Below are 20414 nucleotides of genomic sequence, written 5' to 3' on the forward strand. Positions count from 1 at the left end.
TAGTAAGGTAAAACAAATGAAAAAGCACTACTCATATTGGTTCAAGCAAGCATTGGAACAGGAATTTGGCAGCATAGATGCAGGTTTAGAATCCGCGAAGCCACTTAAAAAAGATGTTAACTGCAACATCGCTATTGTTGGCGGCGGCTATACAGGTTTATGGACGGCGATTTTAATCAAACAACAGCAACCCGAAAAACATGTTGTCGTGATTGAAAAAGGCCTATGTGGTAGCGGCGCTTCTGGCGCAAACGGCGGCTGTATGCTGACGTGGTCGACTAAGTACCCAACGTTGAAAAAGCTCTATGGAAAAGAACAAGCGAAATGGTTGGTTAAGGAATCGGAAAAGGTTATATACGAGATCGAAGCCTTCTGTAACGAACACAACATTGACGCGCATCTATATCGCAGCGGAACTTACTACACGGCGACCAATGAAGATCAAAAGGGTGGAATGGAGCCTGTTGTTAATGAGCTGGTTAAGCAGGGTATCAATAGCTGGAAGAAGTGCGACAATTCTTTGGCTGATAAAGCGGGATCTGATCGCCATATTGAGGGTTACTACTCAGAAGCTGCTGGTAGCGTTCAGCCAGCGTTATTGGCGAGAGGCTTACGCCGCGTTGCGATCGAATTGGGTGTCGAAATTTACGAAAATACAGAGATGACTTCTCTTGATTACGGCTCGCCAGCTCGCGTCCAAACTAAGGGTGGGACGATAACTTCCGGTAAAGTGATCTTAGCGCTCAATGCATGGATGCTCGATCACTTTAAAGAGTTCAAACGCAGCATTGTGGTTGTCTCGTCTGACATGGTAGTGACTAAGCCTATTCCAGAAAAACTCAAGCAGTTTGGTCCCGAAAAAGGAGCGGCGGTAGTGGACTCACGTATCTTTGTTCATTACTACCGTGACACTGAGGATAGACGACTCATGTTAGGCAAAGGTGGCAATAAATTCTCGTTTGCGAATCAGGTTGAAAGCATGTTTAACCAAACGACTAACTACCTACCGATTCTCAATCAATCTTTCCAGAAATTGTTCCCTAAACTGGATCAGAATGAATTCGATTACAACTGGTCGGGCGGTTCTGACCGATCCGTCACAGGATTGCCATTTTTCGGTAATCTAAAAGGCCAAAACAACATCTATTATGGGCTCGGTTACTCAGGTAATGGTGTGGCTCAAACTCGCATGGGAGGCAAAATTTTGTCTTCAATGGTGTTAGGAGGTGATAACGAATGGACACGTAGTGGCTTAACTAGCGGTCCACGAGGCTATTTCCCACCAGAGCCATTTCGTTGGGTTGGGGCAATGATGGTTAGAGATGCTGTTCGAAGAAAAGAGAACGCGGAAGACTCTGGTAACACGCCATTGTGGTTGGATAAACAATTGGCAAAGCTCGCGGGTGCGGCAGGTAAAGCCGACAAGGTTGAATCGTAGATTAATCTAGCGTTTAAACTAGAAGTTTACATTTAGGCTCTCAGTGATTTATGGGCAAGTCACTGAGGGTTTTCAACGTTGAACTGACTTTTAATAGCAATCTTTAATGCTTATTATTTCTGCAATATAACTGTCATTTAGCTTCTATAAATTTGTCACTCAACTGCAATATTCAAAGTTTAAATTTGGTATATACCATTTAAAGAGTGCTGTAGTATGAGCAACCAAACTTATTTGAATATTGAAAACGTTGTAAAGCAATTTGGCCAATTTACAGCGTTAAAAGACATATCCCTATCGATCGAAAAAGGTGAGTTCGTCTGTTTCCTTGGCCCGTCTGGCTGCGGTAAAACGACACTACTACGTGCGATTGCAGGACTGGATTTACCGACCTCAGGCTCTATTGAGCAGAACGGTAATGATACGACGTTCCTACCTCCTGAGAAGCGCGATTTCGGCATCGTATTCCAATCTTATGCTCTATTTCCAAACCTGACTGTGGAAGAGAACATCGCAATTGGTTTGAAGAACCAAGGGATGTCGACCAAAGAAGCTTTGGAAGCGGTAGAATCTTGGTTAGAAACCATTGGTTTACCAACGTCTGGTCAGAAATACCCAAATCAGCTATCTGGTGGACAACAGCAGCGTGTTGCTCTGGCTCGCGCATTAGCGTTGTCTCCAGGCTTGTTGCTACTCGATGAACCGCTTTCTGCATTGGATGCGAAGGTAAGAACACACCTGCGTGATGAGATCTGTCAATTGCAGCGTAAGCTGGGCATTACCACCATCATGGTGACTCATGATCAAGATGAAGCCTTAACCATGGCCGATCGCATTGTGGTCATGAATCATGGTGTTATCGAGCAAGTGGGTGCTCCGCAAGAAATCTATCAAAACCCAGTCAGCCGCTTTGTCGCTGAATTCGTTGGTAGCATGAACTTCATTCAAGCTTCTGTTGCTGCGAAAGGCAAAATGCGCATTGCAGAGTCGATGTTAGCGTTGCCAGTTTTAGATAATTTGACACCAAAGCATGGCGATCGGTTTGATATCGCGGTGCGTCCAGAACAAATTCAGTTTGTTGATCGCTTTAACGAGTCTTTACCCGTCAGAATCATATCTAGCGAGTTCCTAGGGGCGTTCTATCGAGTTGAGTGTGAGCTGCAACATGACTCAACGGCTAAAGAGATCATCGTTGATGTGTCAGTCAAAGAGTTTAATCGATTGAAACTGCGTCGCAGCGATATTCGTTACGTAGCGTTTGATGAAGAAGGCCTTAGAGCTTACCCATCTGAAAGCCTGCAAGTGATGAAAGACGAGGCGGCGTAACAATCATGGAATCGACTCAAATGATGCAATCTAAGCTGCTAATTCAACGACGAGTAACGCCTTTTCTTGCTCGGTTAAGTAAAGACAACGTAATCCTATTCGGGCTTCTGGCTTTTTTGTCAGTGGTCATGACGCTATTCATTCTGATGCCACTGTGGGCAATGTTGAAAAAAAGTGTACAGAACGCAGACGGTGAATTTGTAGGATTACAGAATTTCGCAACGTATTTTGCTTCTCAAAGCCTGTGGCAGTCGGTAGGTAACACGTTTACGCTTGGGCTGTTAGTAACGATTGTCGTGGGTGTATTAGCGTTTGGTTATGCCTATGCGTTGACTCGTTCATGTATGCCTTTCAAGGGGCTTTTTCAGGTGTTGGGTTCAGCGCCGATTCTAGCTCCATCGTTGCTTCCTGCGATCAGTTTGATCTTCTTATTTGGTAACCAAGGTATCGCCAAAGAAGTCTTAGGGGGAAATTCGGTATACGGTTTGATTGGTATATCACTAGGCTTAATATTTTGGACTTTTCCACACGCCTTGATGATTCTGACTACCTCGTTAAGAACTTCTGATGCTCGTCTGTATGAGGCGGCACGTGCACTCAATACTTCATCATTCAAAACCTTTTTCATGGTGACGCTACCTGCGGCAAAGTATGGTTTGATCAGCACTCTGATCGTTGTATTTACGCTAGTGGTTTGTGACTTTGGTGTGCCAAAGGTGATTGGTGGCAGTTATAACGTTCTATCGACTGACATCTTTAAACAAGTGGTAGGGCAACAGAATTTCTCTATGGGTGCAGTAACCAGTATTTTATTGCTATTGCCGGCACTGCTTGCGTTTACAGTGGATCGCTGGGTTCAAAAGAAACAGAAGAGCTTGTTTGATACTCGCTCCGTCGCTTACCAACCTGAACCAAATACTCTACGTGATGGCGTGTGTTTGCTCTATTGCACCATCATCTCTGCTGCTGTTGTTATCGTGCTAGGCATGGCGATATACGGTTCTATGGTCACGTTCTGGCCTTGGAACAAAGCACTCACCTTGAATAACTATAACTTCGCAGAAATGAGTACTTATGGTTGGACGCCGTTCTTCAACTCTTTAACGCTGGGCGCATGGACTGCTATTATCGGTACCGTGTTGATTTTCCTTGGTGCATATTGCATTGAGAAAGGCAGAGCATTTGGTCCTGTTCGTCAGGCAATGCAGATGCTTAGTGTTGTGCCAATGGCGGTTCCGGGCATGGTGTTGGGTTTGGGCTATATCTTCTACTTCAATGATTTGAGCAATCCATTCAACTTCTTGTATGGCACGATGGCGTTCTTGGTGATAAACACCGTGGTTCACTACTACACAGTCGGGCACATGACAGCGTTAACTGCATTAAAACAGCTGCCTGAAGAAATAGAAGCGACAGCGGCTTCGGTTAACTTACCGCAATACAAGCTGTTCTTTAAGGTGACGGTACCCGTTTGTCTGCCGGCGATTTTAGATATTGCGACATACCTGTTTATTAATGCACTTACCACGACATCTGCGGTAGTATTCTTGTATTCTACCAATACGATCCCAGCATCAGTTTCAGTATTGAATATGGATGATGCGGGGCAAACGGGTGCAGCAGCTGCTATGGCGGTGATGATCATGATATCGGCAGCGAGCGCGAAGTTGATTCATATGTTAATCAACAAGTTATTCGAGAAGCGAACCCAAGCTTGGCGTAAACGCTAGCGAACCATTTTATATTGCAGTTGGCCAAGGAGTGGCTGACGACAAGAACAAGAATAAAAGGAAATGAAGTGCAGTACGTAAAAATCAAAGATGTCATCGTAGAGCAGATAGAGTCGGGGATGTTAACACCACGACAGAAGTTGCCTGCGGAGCGCAAACTGGCTGAATCGTTTGATACGACTCGAGTTACCTTACGTGAAGCCTTGTCTTCACTTGAAGCGGAAGGGCGTATTTATCGAGAAGACCGACGTGGTTGGTTTATCTCTCCCGAGCCGCTTCGTTATGACCCAACACAAACACTAAACTTCACCAATATGGCTCTGTCGCAGAACCGTAAGCCGAAAACAGAGTTGGTGGCAGCGAAAGGGATGTTGGCAACCAAGGAGGCGACTAAGCTTCTTGAGTTACAACCGTTCTCAGATGTTTATCGAGTCGACAGAGTTCGCTACCTTGAAGACAGGCCTGTTGTGTATGTGACTAACTACATTCGACCAGAGCTGTTTCCTAACTTGCTCGATTATGATCTGTCTAAATCACTGACGGACATCTACCGCGAGCACTTTGGCATGGTGTATCAGAAGATCCGTTATCGTGTGAGCACAACGTCTTTGCTTGGCGAAACCGCGCAAGCACTGCGTGCAACTTCTGGCTCTCCTGCAATGGTGGTTGAGCGTGTTAACTACAATCAAAACGGCGATTTGATTGATTGCGATATTGAGTATTGGCGTCATGACGCGATCAGTATTGAGTCGATAGCGCAGTTAGAGCGTTAGTCGTACGTTAGAACGCTGGCACATCTCACTTTAGGGATTTGCCCAACTGGAATGATCAAAGGTCTCTTATCTGGAGGCCTTTTTTATCCCCTGTTTTCAGCGACCGCTTTTATCAGTCAATAAGTTAGGAATGAAATGGAATTCTCTGCCATCATCATCGTGATTATTTCGGCTCTGCTGCATGCGGGTTGGAATGTCCTAGGTAAATCAAATCAAGGATCGGGCTCGTCTTTCTTCTTAGCCTCTGGGGTTGCTGCCGCAGCGATATTGACGCCATATTTGATTTGGTATGTTCACAGTGTAGGGCTATCAAATATCTCACTTCCATTTTGGCAGTTGGTTTTCTTGAGTGGGATTTGCCAAATCGTCTATTTGATTGGGTTGGGTGCTGCCTATAAACAAGCTGATATCGGTGTGATCTATCCAATGGCACGAGCACTACCTGTGTTAATGGTTGGCTTGGGTACAGTGTTGATTGGTTATGAGCTGTCACCTAATCAATGGATGGGATTTGCACTGATTACATTGGGTTGTTTGTTTGTACCACTTAAGCAATTCTCTGAGTTGAGGCTCAAGGCTTACCTTAATCTTGGTGTGTTGTGGGCGTTAATCGCCGCCATTGGAACGACGGGTTACTCCATTATTGATAAAGAGGCGCTTCTATTATTAGAGCCTCTAAGTACACCCACCATTACTAACAAGCACACAGCAGTTTTTTACCTGGGTATTCAATTTTGGGCGATCGTGATTCCGCTTAGTATTTGGTTATTCGCAACCAACCAAAGAATCGAGTTTACTAATGCATGGATATTGCGCAGAAAAGCAACCATTGCTGGCATCATGATGGCATCGACCTATGGTCTGGTGTTGTTTGCAATGACCATGACAGAGAACGTCAGCTTGGTTGTGGCACTTAGGCAAGTAAGCATCATCTTCGGCGTAGTGATGGGGATCTACTTTTTGAAGGAAAAGTGGCACATGACTCGCGGTGTAGGCGTCGTTTTTATTATTGCTGGTTTAGTTATCTCATTGACTTAAAACTAAATTAATCTACACCTCCGACCTATAATGTGACTTTTCAGTCACATTTCTCTTATTGATAGCAAACGTTTTACTAATGTTAAAGATGTGATCCTTCTCATAGACAAGGCTGTAAGGTTACCGGTAACATCTGCCTCAACGTTACCGGTAACATATAACAACAAACCGGACTCTGTGAAACTCATAAGGATACCCAAATGAAAGCTCTGACTAAAACGCTGATTGCTGCTTCCCTCACTGGCCTATTTGCTACATCAGCAATGGCTGCAGACTTTAAACTTAAGATTCAATCTTCAGATCCATCTGGTGATTTGAACTTCAAGGTTCAGCAGAAGTGGGCTGAGCGTGTAGAGACGATGTCTAACGGACGTATCGACATCGACCTTCTGCCTGTAGGCGCTGTGGTTAAACACACTGAAACGCTGGGCGCGATCAAGATGGGCATTCTTGATGGTCATATCACAGCAACAGGTTACTTCTCTGGTAAAGATCCAGCATTTGGTCTTATCGGTAATATGGTTGGTGCATGGTCAGACACAACACAACTGCTTCAGTACATGAACTACGGTGGCGGTAACGAGCTAATGACTGAGCTTTACAAGCCTTACGGTGTTCAGTTCGTTGGTGCCTCAACAACAGGTGTTGAGTCTTTCATCTCTAAAAAGCCAATTGACGGTGTCGCGGATCTTAAAGGTCTTAAATTGCGTGCGCCTGAAGGCCTAGTACAACAAGTGTTTGCAGCAGCGGGTGCGACTCCAGTAAACCTTCCGGGTTCTGAAGTATTTACCGGTCTAAGCAAGGGCGTAATTGATGCTGCGGACTACACAGTGTTCTCTACTAACCAAAAAGCGGGCATGAACGATATTGCGACGCATCCAGTTCAACCGGGCTTCCACTCACTGCCGCTTATCGATATCTCAGTATCTCAGAAGAAATGGGACAAGATGCCTGCTGATCTACAAACAATCTTACAAACATCCGTGCGTGACTTCTCTTACGACATGACGACTCAGTTAAAAATGGCTGACCAAGCAGCAGTTAAAGAAGCACAAGCGAACCCAGAAATTACGATTCATGATTGGTCTCAAGAAGAGCGTAAGAAGTTCCGTGAGATCGCAAAAGGTCAATGGAAAGTATTTGCAGAGCGCTCTGATAACGCACAGAAAGTTTACACCTCAGTTACCGTGTTCCTAGAAGAAAACGGCTTACTGTAACTTAAACTTAGCTTACTGACGTGGGAGGGCATTGCTCTCCCGTATTTTCCCAGGAAATTTGGCCCATGACAGACAAAATCCCCCACGCCCCAGCTGAAAACGACGAACAACCAAGAAACACACTTGACCGTCTTATTATAAAGTTCAGTAACCTCGTTAGCTGGTTGTTTATTTTTACAGTATTGATTTCATTTTACGAAGTTGTGATGCGTTATGCATTTGATGCCCCGACCACATGGGTACATGAAACGGCTTCTTTCATCGGTGGTTCTTTATTCATTATTGGTGGCATCTACGCTTTTGCTGCGAATAAGCACGTACGTGTGGTTCTTATCTACGATTCAGTCTCTAACCAAGCACGTAAATATCTTAATCTTGTTCACCATATTGTTGGTTTAGCCTTTGCTGGCATGCTTGCTTACGCGGCTTATTTCACCGCAGAAGAAGCGTGGTTTGCACCATGGGGTGAATTCCGCCTTGAAACATCAGGCTCAGTGTTAAACGCGCCTTATCCAGCGCTGCTGAAAGGCCTGATTTTTGTCGTTTTGTGTGTTCTTGTTGTCCAGTTTGTATTGCACCTAATCCAAGAGTTGATGGGTCTAAGGAAGAATGACGATGTTTGATTTATCTTCTATTGGTATTGCATGGGGCAGTTTGCTCATGCTGGTTATGATGATTGGCTTGCTACTAACGGGTATGCAGCTTGCGTTCGTAACAGGCTTCGTCGCGATCTTCTTCACTCTATGCTGGTTTGGCCCAGATGCATTACCTTTGATTGCAAGTCGTACTTACAGCTTTGCTTCTGGTTATGTGTTCCTAGCAGTACCCATGTTTGTATTGATGGCTGCTTTACTAGACCGTTCGGGCATTGCTCGTGATTTGTTTGATGCAATGAAATCTGTTGGCCGTAAGGTTCGCGGTGGTGTTGCGGTACAAACATTATTAGTTGCGGTTCTATTGGCTTCAATGTCGGGCGTTATCGGCGGCGAAACCGTTCTTCTTGGTATTCTTGCTCTGCCACAGATGCTTCGCTTAGGGTATGACCGTAAGCTTGCGATCGGTACAACCTGTGCGGGTGGTGCTCTCGGCACTATGCTTCCACCAAGTATCGTACTGATCATCTATGGTATGACAGCCAGCGTATCAATCGGTGACTTGTTCAAAGCTTCTTTCTTACCAGCGTTTATCCTCGCAGGCTGTTACATCGGCTACGTATTGATTCGTTGTAAGTTGAACCCTTCTCTTGCGCCTATTCCTAGTGATGATGAAACAGAGGAAGACATCGCGAATCAGCCTAGCTACTTCAAGGCCCTGTTTTTCCCACTGCTATCAGTCGCAACGGTTCTAGGCAGTATCTACACGGGTATCGCATCAGTAACAGAAGCGTCTGCTTTAGGTGTGGTTGGTATCATGATCAGTGCACTAATCCGTGGCGAGTTGAACTACAACATGTTGAAAGAGAGTGCCATCGCAACAATGCGTACCTGCGGCATGATCATGTGGATCGGTATCGGTGCGAGTGCTCTGGTTGGTATCTACAACCTGATGGGTGGTATTGATTTTGTTGAAGAAACCATCCTTGCACTCAGTGGCGGCAACGCAACAGTAACACTGCTAATCATGATGGCTATCTTGCTGGTTCTAGGTATGTTCCTTGACTGGGTAGGAGTGGCACTTCTAACAATGCCAATCTTTGTTCCAATCATCACTGGCCTTGGTTTCGACCCAGTTTGGTTTGGTGTTGTGTTCTGTCTAAACATGCAGGTGTCTTTCTTGTCACCTCCATTTGGTCCGGCGGCGTTCTACTTAAAATCAGTAGCACCGAAAGACATCAGCTTAGGTGAGATTTTCTCTTCACTACTGCCGTTCATTGCACTTCAAGTATTGGTTCTAGCACTGGTTATTATCTTCCCTCAGCTCGCGCTTTGGTGGCAATAACAATGAAGGTTCCCGAGCAAACTTAACGTTCAGTAACCGACCAGCAGTAACACAAGTTTAACTATTAGATTCGATTGTCAGCTCCAGTATTAGTTGGAGCTTAGGGAAGGCTTGCCTTATGAAAAGTAAAAAAATACTCGTGATGGGCGTATCTGGATGCGGAAAAAGCCTGATTGGTAGCCGTATCGCACTGGCTTTAGATCTTCAATTCTTTGATGGGGATGACTTCCATCCGCAAAGCAATGTAGAAAAAATGCGCCAAGGTATTCCGCTGACTGACGAAGATCGTCAAGGATGGCTAGAAACACTTAATAAGCAATATATCGAACAACCAAGCGCTGTGATCGCTTGCTCGGCACTAAAGCCGCAATACCGCGATATTCTGCGCAACAACAATGAAGATTTGGTGATTGTATACCTACAGGGCAGTTTCGATACGATTTGGAATCGTCATAAAGCTCGTGAAAATCATTATTTTAACGGTCAAGAGATGTTGAAAAGCCAGTTTGAAACCTTGGTTGAACCTGAGCTAGGTGAAGCGTTATTTGTCGATATCTCGCAAGATGTTGAGCAAGTCGTAGAAAGTGCACTTAAACAAATTAAGCAGATAGGCTAAACCATGACTCAGATAAAAAATGACATCGCGATGATTGGTTTAGGTGTAATGGGCAAAAGCTTAGCGCTTAACCTACTCGACAATGGGTTCAATGTTTCGGGTTTTGATTTAAACGCTGACAACATTGAACGTGCAAACTCAGAAGCGAAGCAGCTTAATGAATCCTTTGACGGCAAAGGTCAGTTCATTAAAGGCACTAGCCTTGAACATGTATTACAGAGCTTAGCAAAACCACGTGTTATAGCGTTATCGGTTCCTGCAGGAAAACCTGTCGATATCGTCGTGAATAATCTACTTGATGCAGGTTTGGAGAGCGACGATATTGTTATCGATACGGGTAACAGTTTATGGACTGATACCGAGGCGCGTGAACAGGATTACAAAGGTAAACTTCGTTTCTTCAGTACCGCAGTGTCTGGTGGTGAAGAGGGAGCGCGTGTTGGCCCTGCGCTGATGGCGAGTGGTGACCAGTCTGCTTGGCAATATGTGAAGCCAATGTGGGAAGCGATTGCTGCAAAAGTGGATGCGAACGGTTTACCTGTTGCTCAATTTGAAGCGGGTGAGGCGTGCGCTGCGTATGTTGGCCCTTCTGGCACAGGTCATTACGTTAAGATGGTGCACAACGGCATTGAATACGCCGATATGCAGCTCATCTGCGAAGTGTACCATTTCATGCGTGATGTTCTGGAAATGCCAGCTCAAGAGATTGGTCAAGTCTTTGAACAATGGAATAACGGTGTTCTAAATAGTTACCTGATGGAAATCAGCGCGGATATTCTTCAGCAAGACGACATTGTTACTGGGAAGCCTTTTGTTGATGTCGTGTTGGATAAAGCCGGGCAGAAAGGCACTGGGTTGTGGACTGCGGTGAATAGTCTACAAGAGGGTTGTCCAACGCCAACCATTGCACAGGCGGTCTATGCACGTGCGATGAGCGGTCAAAAATCACAACGTATTCAAGGTCGCCAGCTTCTAAAAGGCAATATTGCGGATGCCAGCCAATTGGACAAAGCGGAGGTTGTCTCTGAGCTTCATGACGCTCTCTACTGCGCCAAGCTATCTGTTTATGCTCAAGGCTTTGACTTGTTGAAAACAGCGTCAGACAAAGAAGGTTGGAACCTAGATTTCACCCAAATCGCTAAGATTTGGCGAGCAGGTTGTATTATCCGTGCTGCTTTTTTGCAAAATATCACTTCGGCTTACCAGCAAAATAGTGAGCTAGCGAACCTGTTGTTTGATGAGGCTTTCATCAAACAAGTGGAAGAACGTGAATTGGCTTGGCGTATCGTCGTGGCTAATTCTGCTTTATATGGTGTGCCGATGCCGGGCATCAGCTCTGCATTAAGTTACTTTGATTCTTTGCGCTGTGAAGTGTTGCCAGCGAATTTACTGCAGGCACAACGGGATTACTTCGGTTCTCACACTTATTCGCGAGTCGATAAAGATGAGGCTGAAAAGTTTCACGTGACTTGGAGTCAGTCTCCAAGAACGGAAGTTAAAGTTAACGCTTAATCAATGTATAACGCCCTCGCTATGAGGGCGTTTGTAATTGTGATGCTATATCAACCTTTTAGTAAATTAGACTTCAAATTCCAAGTCAGTTGGATACACTGTTACCAGTAACATAACTCAAAAATAATAATTATTAATTATGTCGAATAAGAAAAAACGTCCTACATTACAAGATGTTGCCAATTTAGTTGGTGTCACCAAGATGACCGTGAGTCGCTGTCTGAGAGATTCATCTCAAGTATCAGAAGCGCTACGAGACAAGATCAACGCCGCAGTCGATGAACTGGGCTACATCCCTAACCGCGCACCAGATATTCTTTCCAATGCAAAGAGCAACGCGATAGGCGTGCTGGTTCCCTCGCTAACCAACCAAGTTTTTGCTGAAGTGATCCGAGGTATCGAGCAAGTCACCGCGCCAGCAGGCTATCAAACCATGATTGCCCACTACGGCTATAGCGCAGAACTGGAAGAACAGAGTATTGCTTCGCTGCTCTCATACAATGTGGATGCGATCATTCTGTCTGAGAATGTGCATACCGATAGAGCGCGTAAGATGCTGCAGACCGCTTCTATCCCAGTCATTGAGATTATGGACTCGGTATCACCAAGAATTGAACAAGCTGTCGGCTTTGATAACTTCGAGGCGGCTAGAGCGATGACCAAAACCATGCTCGACAGAGGACGCACCAATATCGCTTACTTAGCAGCACGTATGGATGAACGAACTCGCTTAAAAATGGCCGGCTATGAACATGCGATGCAGGAAGCTGACAAAACGCCTGTAACACTGCAAACGGAAGACGCTTCCTCATTTACTCTCGGCGCTAAACTGATTGGTGAGTTACTTGAGAAGCACCCTGAAGTGAATGGCATTTTCTGCACGAACGATGACTTGGCAATCGGTGCTTTCTATGAATGTGTACGCCGTGGTATTCAAGTACCAGAACAGATGGCGATTGCAGGTTTCCACGGGCACGACATCACAGTGGCGATGACACCTCGATTAGCCACTGTGGTTACACCTAGGGAGCAAATTGGTAAAGTCGCTGCAGAGCAAGTTGTGGCGCGTTTAAAAGGGAACAAAGAGTGGGTTGCCAAGCTTGATCTTGGTTACGAGATTGAAGTGGGTGAGAGTATTTAATCTGACAGGTCGGTTTTGCTTTTCATTGGATTCATACCAAAACGCCCTGAACTTCGTTAAGGGCGTTTTCAATTTGTCTTTCTCTGCTTTTAGTATCAAGGCTTGTCTAACAACGATCTTTAGCTCGCTAAGGCCTGAGCATCCTGCTGTTTCAACACTTTGTGACCATCTTCAGTGACGCCACGCTTCCAATAACTGCTGATGTAGATGTTCTCTTTCGCGACTTCTTTTTCGTTTCGGAAGTATTGTCTCAGCTCGCGCATGCTTTCAAACTCACACGCTGTCCAAATTGAAACCTGACCGTCTAACCATTCTGAATTGCGAACTGTTTGTGAAAGGGATTCTGAGGTTTCATCTTCAATTAACCAAGTGATTTTGATGCCTTGAGGCGCTTCAAGTGTTTGCTTATCTGCTGCTGAATTGATCTGAATAACAGCGTGACCTGTTGCGTGCTCTGGAAGTGTTTTTACTTTTGCAGAAAGCGCAGGCAGTGACGTCATATCTGCGACTAAGAAGAACCAATTAGACTCCAGATTCAGCCCTTGAATCAAACCAGGTCCCGCCACTGAAATTGTGTCACCCACTTCTGCGTTCATTGCCCATCGTGCAGCGAAGCCGCATTGTAGATCTGTGGTGATGTGGCGAACGAAATCAACCTCAATCCAGTTTTCTACAGGGTTGTACTGACGAATGGTGTAAGTGCGCATGGTTGGGCGCTCACCGTCATTCAGTTGGCTTAAATCGGTTATGCCCAATGGCGAGAATAAAAGCTTGATGTAGCCGCCGGCACATTCAGTTGGGTATTTACTTAACCCTTCACCGCTCAGCGTTATACGCTGCATGTTTGGTGTGATAGTTGAGGTTTGAGTAACAGTTAATGTGATAGGGCTAGGCTTGCTCATATAAGGCTCTCTTAGATTTTGATTTCCATATCATAATCCTGAACAAGAAAACACTCAATAATAATAATTATCATTTACTTTTATTTGCACATGTACAGTCTAACTGATGAGATAGATTCTATTAAGAAGCAGAACCTACGAAAAAGAGCCCTTTAGAAAACTAAAGGGCTCTAGGATAGGTTTGACTCAATGAGCAGAGTTAGCCGTTTGCTTGCTCTAGTTCAATCGTTTCGTCAGCGGCTTTTGCAGCTTCTAGCATCTTACGAATAATGAACGATGCAGCCATTGCGATACCAACCATCACGACAGCTAAAACGGTCAGCATTTGGAAGTAGTCACCGTAAACCGTTTGCACGATTTCTTGTGTGATTTCTTGACCTTTCTCTAGTGCAATAGACGTTGAGAATACGGCACCAACAATGCCTGATAGTGCGATAGCAACAGAGAACAAACTTACAGAGAAGTTCTCGATGTGCTTAGGTGCAACAGACAGGATGAAGGCTACAACCATTGAACCTACAATCACTTCACCAAACGCTAGGAAGAAGTGGATCGCTAGGAAGACTTCTGGGCGGATCAGAACATCATCACCAACTGTCGTTACTGCCATCGTAAGGATACCGAAAGCGATAGCCGTAAGGATGAACGAGAAACCTACTTTGGTTGCAGTAGAGAAGTTAATGTTTTTCTTTTCTAGGTTAGAGAAGATACCCGCAATGATTGGGCCTGCAACCATACACCATAATGGGTTCATTGCCATCGAAGCTTCAGGTGCGACAGGGATGAAGCCGAATAGGTCACCACGCATTGTGTTGATCGCTACCATTGTCATCGATGTCATCATCTGGCCGTAGTACACGAAGAAACATGTCGTCAGGAATGTGATGATTAAGATTGTGCCCATTTTAAGCATGTCTGATTTCTTCGCTTTCATCATCAAAGAAACAAAATAGATGATCGCTGCACCGCCAATTGCGTATACGATGTTTTGGCCAATATCCATGTTAGAGAACATGAAGAATACCAAGCCAATCATAGCGGCAGAAAGACCAAGGAAGGCTGCCCAGTTTTTCGTACTTACTGGTTGTTGATCGATTTCTGCACTTGCTTCAACAAGGCCTTTGCGAACAAAGATCATCATCAGAAGCGCCGCACCCGCTAGAACAGCAGAAAGAAGGAAACCACCGTGGAAACCAACAACAAGCACTAGCATTGGGAATAAGTATTGACCTAGCAGAGCACCAATATTGTTTACTGAGTAGTTGATTGGGTAGCAGTTCTCAAAGTCTTCTTGAGTTTTGAACGTGCGTTTGTAAAGACTTGGGTAAGAAGGGGACATCAAACCACGTGCATAACTTGCTAACGCAATACCACACAATGCCATAGGCACATTGGTTGCTGCAGCGCCTAGTACTAGTAAAACGTAACCACTCGCGAATCCCAGAAAAGCGATGGTTAAAGAACGATAAGCACCTAAGAATTTGTCGGCGATAAAGCCACCTGCGATAGCAAATAGCGGTCCGATTGCAGAGAAAGCACCAACAACCATCATGGTGTCGGCTTCATTGTAGTTCAGATCTTCAAGAAAGAAACGAGTCAAGATCACCATGACGCCATAGAACGAAAGTCCGAACATCATTTGGCAGTACATCATTGATTTGTTTAATCTATTCCACATTATTTTATTCTCACATTTGTATTAATATGTAGTGTAATTACCCAATTATAATATCATTGGTAGTAATACATAAACTGAAACATCTATCCCAAACCGAACTTTACTCGATATATCTTTTCTTATGAGTGCATTCATATTTCTCATGAATGAAATTTGCAACGTTAGATTTTGCTAGTGGATGCATAGCGGTTTGAAATTTAGCCGCCATCATTTGCGGCTAAGTAATGAACTAATAAAGGGAAAGTTAGAGGCATCTATCTGGTAAAGTGTTTTGAGTGAGTAGTACTTTCAATTGGCTGCTGGGCTTTAGCCAATAAAAAAGCCAGCTTAGTGGCTGGCTTTGTTGAGATATTGAAACCTAAGTTTACAAGAATGCCGTCTCTATAGAGGCTTTCTCCAATCGTGTTCTTGTCTGTTATTCACACGGTGGTGCCATGTGGATCACGGCTAGGCCTCCTAGAGAAGTTTCACGGTACTTCTTGTTCATGTCTTTACCTGTTTGATACATGGTTTCGATAACCTTGTCTAACGAGATAAGACACTTGCTGGTACGTTTCAGTGCCATGCGTGATGCATTGATCGCTTTCATTGCACCCATTGCGTTACGTTCGATGCATGGTACTTGTACAAGACCGCCGATAGGGTCACATGTCATGCCCAGTGAGTGTTCCATCGCGATCTCAGCTGCAATACAAATTTGTTCGTTGCTACCGCCACGCAGGGCAGTTAGGCCTGCAGCGGCCATTGATGAAGATACGCCGACTTCACCCTGACAACCTACCTCTGCGCCAGAAATTGAAGCATTGGTTTTGTAAAGGATGCCGATAGCGCCAGAGACTGCCAAGAAGTCTTTAAGCTGCTTAGTGTCTAGCTCTTTGATGAAACGGTGGTAGTACATCAATACCGCAGGGATTACGCCGGCAGCACCATTGGTTGGTGATGTCACGACCTGACCACCTGCTGCATTTTCTTCACTCACGGCAAAGGCAAACAGGTTAATCCAATCCATGATCTCCATTGGATCGTTTTCAATCGAGGCATTCGCTTCCAGCTTTTTCAAAAGCGCAGGAGCTCGACGCGTTACTTCTAGGCCGCCATCAAGAATGCCTTCAGTGTCAAAGCCACGTTGCATACACAGAGACATCACCTTCCAGATTTGGTCGGCTTTCTGGTCAATTACATCCATATCTTGGAATGAAACTTCGTTGCGCAGGATTAAACCACCAAGGCTAAGCCCTTGTTGCTCCGATAGTTCAAGTAACTGATCAGCTGAAGAGAAAGGGAACTCAACTTGTGTTTCTGCTTCTTGCTTGCCGTTTTGTAGCTCATCAGCGGTTGCGATAAAGCCACCACCAATTGAGTAGTACGTTTCCATATCCAGAAGGCTGCCGCTTGCGTCAAAGGCAGAGATAGTCATGCCATTTTCATGCAATGGAAGGTTGGCTTTGTGGAAGAGTAGGTCGCTTTCTACATCGAAATGAATTTCATGGTTACCGCTAACCAATAGAGATTTGTCTTCAATCGCTTTACGCATTGCTTGGTTAGCACTGGTAATTTTAATGGTGTCAGGGCGGTTACCTAGCAAACCTAATAAGGTCGCTCTGTCTGTGTGGTGACCAATACCCGTCAATGATAACGAGCCGTATAAGTCGATTTGAATACGCTTCACTTGCTTAAGTTGAGCATCAATTTTTTTGGTAAAATTAAACCCAGCGATCATTGGTCCATTTGTGTGGGAGCTGGACGGCCCAACTCCAATTTTGTAGATATCAAAAATAGACAGCATAGTAACTTCCTGTGAAGACGGTTCGATGAACGAACTCTGTGTAAAATTTATATTTAGTTAGTTCCACTTCTTTGAGTGAACCTATTCGTGATTGAGCCTAATCATTGATTGAAACGGCTCTTTTATCGACTCATGCTAACAAGCATAGAGCGATGAAATACAAGAGCGTGCTATGTTTGCTTTAAAGCGACACGTCTATTCTTGTATGACCTAAAGTGTTGCTATCAATAGTGAGCGTTATTGCGAGCAACATATAAGAATTTCAAAATACTTTTGTTAACAAGTATTGTATACATAATTCACTTCATCTAATCCCCAAAACGAGACTTGAACATAAAATGAGCATTAATCACCTCCTTATTGTGCTGGGTAAGCGACTTAATGAGAATAAATTGACTGATGAAGGAATCAGTCGAGTTGATGCTTTAGTTAAGTATCTGGTGGAGCCTTTGGTCGAAGAGTCGAATCAGCAAACTGCCGTTGCATTCTGTGGTGGGATCACAAAAGGGCAAACCCTCTCTGAAGCCGATGCGATGCACCAGTATTTTAGAAAGCTTGAAAATCAGCGTGCACATCCGTTCCCGTTAGGGGCGATTTTGCTTGAGCAGCATTCGACCAACACTGTCGAGAACATTCAGAACTTGGCCTCAGAGATGGTTGCAAGCGGGCTGTTTACTTGCGGGCAGAGTGTGAAGGTGACATTCGTTTCTAATGACTACCACTTACAGCGTATATTCGAGATTCAATCGCTCATGGATGAGCAAGGTTTGCTTAAAGTTCTCGTTGAGAAGTGTTCCGCACTTGGGGTAGAGCTGCAAATAGATCGCAAGTTGGATGCTCATGTTGCGGTGCCATACCCACATCAAAGTGCTCAAGGGCAATTGTTTCTGTTGATGGATGTAGTGACGACCTATCGAGTCTATCTTGAAGGTGTCTATGCGGGCGTATTTAAGCGAGATTTGGAGTTGGTTAGACGAGAGCCCGAAAGGCTGTCTTTGGAAGCACTGATAACTGCCAAGGAGCTCGTCGGACGTTCATCTCACTTTGAAATTGTAGACAGTTTAATCCCAGTATTGGAGAGCTGTATCCAGCAGACGTCAGTGGGTACAGACATAAAAAAAGTCAGGGGATACCTAGCTCTACTAGATACTAACCTGACTTTATTGAATCGTTATTTAGATCCGGAATCGGATCGCACGCATCGCTGGTGGCGATAGGTGATTATTTCTTTCTCGTGATGCCAATAACGGTTTTTAAACTCGCAAACGCAATCAGACAGTACGCTAGAAGCTCTGTGCCTTCTTCTGCGATGTTTTTAACCGCTCGAACGTAATCATCGCCCATAACATTGTGCCAGAAGCTACCCATGCCAAATAGGCGGGAGAATACCAACAGTAGCATCACGCCAGTCACTAGCAAATTCATGTGTGGGGATGCAAGAATAAGTGCAAGCTGATCAATGGTTCGTTTACCATTTTTAATCGCATAGAAAATTGCGCTACCAGCAACCAAGAGGGCAGGGACAACCCAAGCGCCATGTACAATCTTGTCGAACCAAAAATCCATTTCACGAATAAACATCACACTGAAGAATGCACAGATGAGCATAGCTGCGTGCTTAACTTCACGGGTCTCTCTTGCTAGATAAGCAAAAGACCCAGACGCGATAATAAGCAGTAACTGTTGCAGCATCTCGGTCACCGAGATCTCACCAACATTGCCATTCAACAATACGAAATCAATTCGAAGCGCAAGGTTTGCGACAATACCAATCGCTAAAACAACGAGAGCGGTTTGGCAGCGTTTGAAGATCACTTGAGATGTCGACTGGGAAAGGGTGAACTCTGGTAGTTCAAATGACATTTGAGTTTGTTCTTTCGTTTTTGATTGGCTTTTCATAATAATTCTATGTGTAAAATTTTGTAACAGGCGGGCATTCTATCGGCCTAGGTTAGGCTAATGTCAGAGCTATGTCAGGAATAAAACACTGTTCAATTGGTGTGTGTGTACGGTAAACCGCTGCCTTATGGCAGGCAGTTTACGTAACTTAATTGAATTTTTAGGGGTAGGGTTTTAAAGCTTTGAGATTGGAAACTTGTAAGATAAGTGATTACTTTTCAGTTTCTTGCTCATGGTTATTGCGGTAGTACTCCCATTGTTCAATACGCTCACCGTCATCGAATACACAGTAAGTTGTACGTTGATTGTTTTCAGTCACCGTGTCTAATTCACCGTCCTGTTGAACACAATAAACCGCTGCTGGGTTAGCGACTGAAACACGTTGGCCTTCGCCATATTCTGCATAGTCGTTTGCACAACCGCCCAATACAACGGCACATACAGCCATCAAACCAATTTTTTTCATGTTTATCTCCTACGTGATAACTCTATAATCGAATGCGTTAAGTTCTACAGAACCCAATGAGAAGCTCTATGAAATGAGTATATTTTAGATTTCAGAAAAGGTTGTCCTAATTTGGTCAAGATATTGAAATAGGTTGATATTTCTCCATCTTTAACTACTTTTTGAGTGTTGGATCAAGCTAAGTGGATTTAAGTTAGCGTTGGAATATCTCCGTCCGATAAGTTCTTGTTGACGATTGTGAACCTCGAATCTATTGATGATTATGATATGATGCCGCCAAATTCAGTAGAGCAGTCACAATCATGAGACACCTAAAAACAACCATCCACCCTGATATCGACCATCTAGATAATAAAACGGTCTATAAGCGCAACGCTGCCCGTGCCATTGTGTTAGATGGTGAAGACATTCTGATGCTCTATACAGAGCGTTATCACGACTACACCATTCCTGGTGGTGGTTTGGATGAAGGGGAAGATGTGATTGCTGGTATGGTCCGTGAACTCGAAGAAGAGACAGGCGCGAAGAATATCCATAGCATCAAGCCGTTCGGTATTTTTGAAGAGTTTCGTCCTTGGTATAAAGACGATGCGGATCTGATGCACATGATCTCTTACTGTTACTCATGCAAGATTGATCGCGAGCTTGGTGAAACAGCTTACGAAGACTACGAAGTGAAAAATGGGATGAAGCCAGTGTGGATGAATATCCATGAAGCGATCGCACACAACGAAAAGACGATGGCCGAGAGCCCTAAGAAGGGGATGAGTATTGAACGTGAAACCTTTTTGCTGCATTTGATTGCCAAAGAGATGCTTTAGCTTTTATCAATACAAGCCTGTTAAGCTATTTATTTGCCGCCATTTTTGGCGGCAAAGTTGTTTCTAGCAATGCTAAAATGTAATAACGGTAACCAATTACTGAATGTGGTTGATATTGTCAACTAGGTGTTTT

18 protein-coding genes are annotated in these 20414 nt (G+C 44.4%); 13 read left to right on the plus strand and 5 right to left on the minus strand.

Going from position 1 to position 20414, the window contains the following annotated elements; all coding sequences use genetic code 11:
• Positions 1-16: 16 nt before the first annotated feature.
• The 11 genes from FTW16_RS03610 (at position 17) to gntR (ending at position 12729) form a co-directional block, all read left to right on the plus strand.
• Positions 17-1438: an FAD-dependent oxidoreductase gene (locus FTW16_RS03610; RefSeq protein ID WP_146490078.1), complete on the plus strand. Its 1422-nt coding sequence runs from the start codon at positions 17-19 to the stop codon at positions 1436-1438.
• Between the two features lie 216 nt (positions 1439-1654).
• Positions 1655-2764: a putative 2-aminoethylphosphonate ABC transporter ATP-binding protein gene (locus tag FTW16_RS03615; RefSeq protein ID WP_102307070.1), complete on the plus strand. Its 1110-nt coding sequence runs from the start codon at positions 1655-1657 to the stop codon at positions 2762-2764.
• 20 nt (positions 2765-2784) lie between these two features.
• Positions 2785-4494 carry a putative 2-aminoethylphosphonate ABC transporter permease subunit gene (locus tag FTW16_RS03620; RefSeq protein ID WP_186728022.1) on the plus strand — a complete coding sequence of 570 codons (1710 nt, stop codon included), beginning with the start codon at positions 2785-2787 and terminating at the stop codon, positions 4492-4494.
• 68 nt (positions 4495-4562) lie between these two features.
• Positions 4563-5267, plus strand: a complete 705-nt coding sequence (gene phnR / locus FTW16_RS03625) for a phosphonate utilization transcriptional regulator PhnR (RefSeq protein WP_146490080.1) — start codon at positions 4563-4565, stop codon at positions 5265-5267.
• 135 nt (positions 5268-5402) lie between these two features.
• Positions 5403-6305: an EamA family transporter gene (locus tag FTW16_RS03630; RefSeq protein WP_146490081.1), complete on the plus strand. Its 903-nt coding sequence runs from the start codon at positions 5403-5405 to the stop codon at positions 6303-6305.
• 200 nt (positions 6306-6505) lie between these two features.
• A complete protein-coding gene (locus tag FTW16_RS03635) occupies positions 6506-7522 on the plus strand; it encodes a TRAP transporter substrate-binding protein (RefSeq protein ID WP_019820432.1) in 1017 nt (338 codons plus the stop codon).
• A gap of 65 nt (positions 7523-7587) precedes the next feature.
• Positions 7588-8145, plus strand: a complete 558-nt coding sequence (locus tag FTW16_RS03640; protein WP_146490082.1) for a TRAP transporter small permease subunit — start codon at positions 7588-7590, stop codon at positions 8143-8145.
• Positions 8138-9460, plus strand: a complete 1323-nt coding sequence (locus FTW16_RS03645) for a TRAP transporter large permease subunit (protein WP_012600364.1) — start codon at positions 8138-8140, stop codon at positions 9458-9460. The genes FTW16_RS03640 and FTW16_RS03645 overlap by 8 nt, the downstream gene beginning before the upstream one ends.
• A gap of 118 nt (positions 9461-9578) precedes the next feature.
• Positions 9579-10076, plus strand: coding sequence for a gluconokinase (locus FTW16_RS03650; RefSeq protein WP_146490083.1), 498 nt, complete (start codon positions 9579-9581; stop codon positions 10074-10076).
• Between the two features lie 3 nt (positions 10077-10079).
• The gene (gndA, locus tag FTW16_RS03655) at positions 10080-11588 is read left to right on the plus strand and encodes an NADP-dependent phosphogluconate dehydrogenase (protein ID WP_146490084.1); all 1509 of its coding nucleotides are present in this window, start codon (positions 10080-10082) and stop codon (positions 11586-11588) included.
• A gap of 139 nt (positions 11589-11727) precedes the next feature.
• Complete coding sequence (gntR, locus tag FTW16_RS03660) at positions 11728-12729, plus strand: gluconate operon transcriptional repressor GntR (protein ID WP_146490085.1); 1002 nt, start codon at positions 11728-11730, stop codon at positions 12727-12729.
• 119 nt (positions 12730-12848) lie between these two features.
• Here the strand turns inward: gntR and FTW16_RS03665 are convergent, their stop codons facing one another.
• The 3 genes from FTW16_RS03665 to FTW16_RS03675 form a co-directional block, all read right to left on the minus strand.
• On the minus strand, positions 12849-13631 hold the full coding sequence (locus FTW16_RS03665; RefSeq protein WP_146490086.1) for a siderophore-interacting protein: 783 nt from the start codon (positions 13629-13631) through the stop codon (positions 12849-12851).
• 199 nt (positions 13632-13830) lie between these two features.
• Positions 13831-15309: a peptide MFS transporter gene (locus FTW16_RS03670; protein ID WP_146490087.1), complete on the minus strand. Its 1479-nt coding sequence runs from the start codon at positions 15307-15309 to the stop codon at positions 13831-13833.
• Between the two features lie 415 nt (positions 15310-15724).
• Positions 15725-17095, minus strand: coding sequence for an L-serine ammonia-lyase (locus FTW16_RS03675; RefSeq protein WP_146490088.1), 1371 nt, complete (start codon positions 17093-17095; stop codon positions 15725-15727).
• 338 nt (positions 17096-17433) lie between these two features.
• Between FTW16_RS03675 and FTW16_RS03680 the strand changes: the two genes are divergently transcribed.
• Positions 17434-18312 carry a YdcF family protein gene (locus FTW16_RS03680; protein WP_146490089.1) on the plus strand — a complete coding sequence of 293 codons (879 nt, stop codon included), beginning with the start codon at positions 17434-17436 and terminating at the stop codon, positions 18310-18312.
• A gap of 4 nt (positions 18313-18316) precedes the next feature.
• On the opposite strand, the gene FTW16_RS03685 is transcribed toward FTW16_RS03680, so the two are convergent.
• Together FTW16_RS03685 and FTW16_RS03690 are read right to left on the minus strand one after the other, a co-directional pair.
• Positions 18317-18994 carry a hypothetical protein gene (locus FTW16_RS03685; RefSeq protein WP_146490090.1) on the minus strand — a complete coding sequence of 226 codons (678 nt, stop codon included), beginning with the start codon at positions 18992-18994 and terminating at the stop codon, positions 18317-18319.
• A gap of 211 nt (positions 18995-19205) precedes the next feature.
• Positions 19206-19460: a DUF333 domain-containing protein gene (locus FTW16_RS03690; RefSeq protein ID WP_146490091.1), complete on the minus strand. Its 255-nt coding sequence runs from the start codon at positions 19458-19460 to the stop codon at positions 19206-19208.
• Positions 19461-19762: 302 nt separating this feature from the next.
• Here FTW16_RS03690 and FTW16_RS03695 point away from each other — a divergent pair, with 302 nt between their 5' ends.
• Complete coding sequence (locus tag FTW16_RS03695; RefSeq protein WP_060981568.1) at positions 19763-20281, plus strand: NUDIX hydrolase; 519 nt, start codon at positions 19763-19765, stop codon at positions 20279-20281.
• Positions 20282-20414: the final 133 nt, after the last annotated feature.

Origin of the sequence: Vibrio sp. T20, from assembly GCF_007858795.1 — a bacterium.
GTDB classification, from domain to species: domain Bacteria; phylum Pseudomonadota; class Gammaproteobacteria; order Enterobacterales; family Vibrionaceae; genus Vibrio; species Vibrio satsumensis.

What these genes read in the sequence shown, in the direction of transcription:
- FTW16_RS03610 (WP_146490078.1), top strand. Translation starts at nt 17, where the DNA reads ATGAAAAAGCACTACTCATATTGGTTCAAGCAAGCATTGGAACAGGAA.
- FTW16_RS03615 (WP_102307070.1), top strand. Translation starts at nt 1,655, where the DNA reads ATGAGCAACCAAACTTATTTGAATATTGAAAACGTTGTAAAGCAATTT.
- FTW16_RS03620 (WP_186728022.1), top strand. Translation starts at nt 2,785, where the DNA reads ATGATGCAATCTAAGCTGCTAATTCAACGACGAGTAACGCCTTTTCTT.
- FTW16_RS03630 (WP_146490081.1), top strand. Translation starts at nt 5,403, where the DNA reads ATGGAATTCTCTGCCATCATCATCGTGATTATTTCGGCTCTGCTGCAT.
- FTW16_RS03635 (WP_019820432.1), top strand. Translation starts at nt 6,506, where the DNA reads ATGAAAGCTCTGACTAAAACGCTGATTGCTGCTTCCCTCACTGGCCTA.
- FTW16_RS03640 (WP_146490082.1), top strand. Translation starts at nt 7,588, where the DNA reads ATGACAGACAAAATCCCCCACGCCCCAGCTGAAAACGACGAACAACCA.
- FTW16_RS03645 (WP_012600364.1), top strand. Translation starts at nt 8,138, where the DNA reads ATGTTTGATTTATCTTCTATTGGTATTGCATGGGGCAGTTTGCTCATG.
- FTW16_RS03650 (WP_146490083.1), top strand. Translation starts at nt 9,579, where the DNA reads ATGAAAAGTAAAAAAATACTCGTGATGGGCGTATCTGGATGCGGAAAA.
- gndA (WP_146490084.1), top strand. Translation starts at nt 10,080, where the DNA reads ATGACTCAGATAAAAAATGACATCGCGATGATTGGTTTAGGTGTAATG.
- gntR (WP_146490085.1), top strand. Translation starts at nt 11,728, where the DNA reads ATGTCGAATAAGAAAAAACGTCCTACATTACAAGATGTTGCCAATTTA.
- FTW16_RS03665 (WP_146490086.1), bottom strand. Translation starts at nt 13,631, where the DNA reads ATGAGCAAGCCTAGCCCTATCACATTAACTGTTACTCAAACCTCAACT.
- FTW16_RS03670 (WP_146490087.1), bottom strand. Translation starts at nt 15,309, where the DNA reads ATGTGGAATAGATTAAACAAATCAATGATGTACTGCCAAATGATGTTC.
- FTW16_RS03675 (WP_146490088.1), bottom strand. Translation starts at nt 17,095, where the DNA reads ATGCTGTCTATTTTTGATATCTACAAAATTGGAGTTGGGCCGTCCAGC.
- FTW16_RS03680 (WP_146490089.1), top strand. Translation starts at nt 17,434, where the DNA reads ATGAGCATTAATCACCTCCTTATTGTGCTGGGTAAGCGACTTAATGAG.
- FTW16_RS03685 (WP_146490090.1), bottom strand. Translation starts at nt 18,994, where the DNA reads ATGAAAAGCCAATCAAAAACGAAAGAACAAACTCAAATGTCATTTGAA.
- FTW16_RS03690 (WP_146490091.1), bottom strand. Translation starts at nt 19,460, where the DNA reads ATGAAAAAAATTGGTTTGATGGCTGTATGTGCCGTTGTATTGGGCGGT.
- FTW16_RS03695 (WP_060981568.1), top strand. Translation starts at nt 19,763, where the DNA reads ATGAGACACCTAAAAACAACCATCCACCCTGATATCGACCATCTAGAT.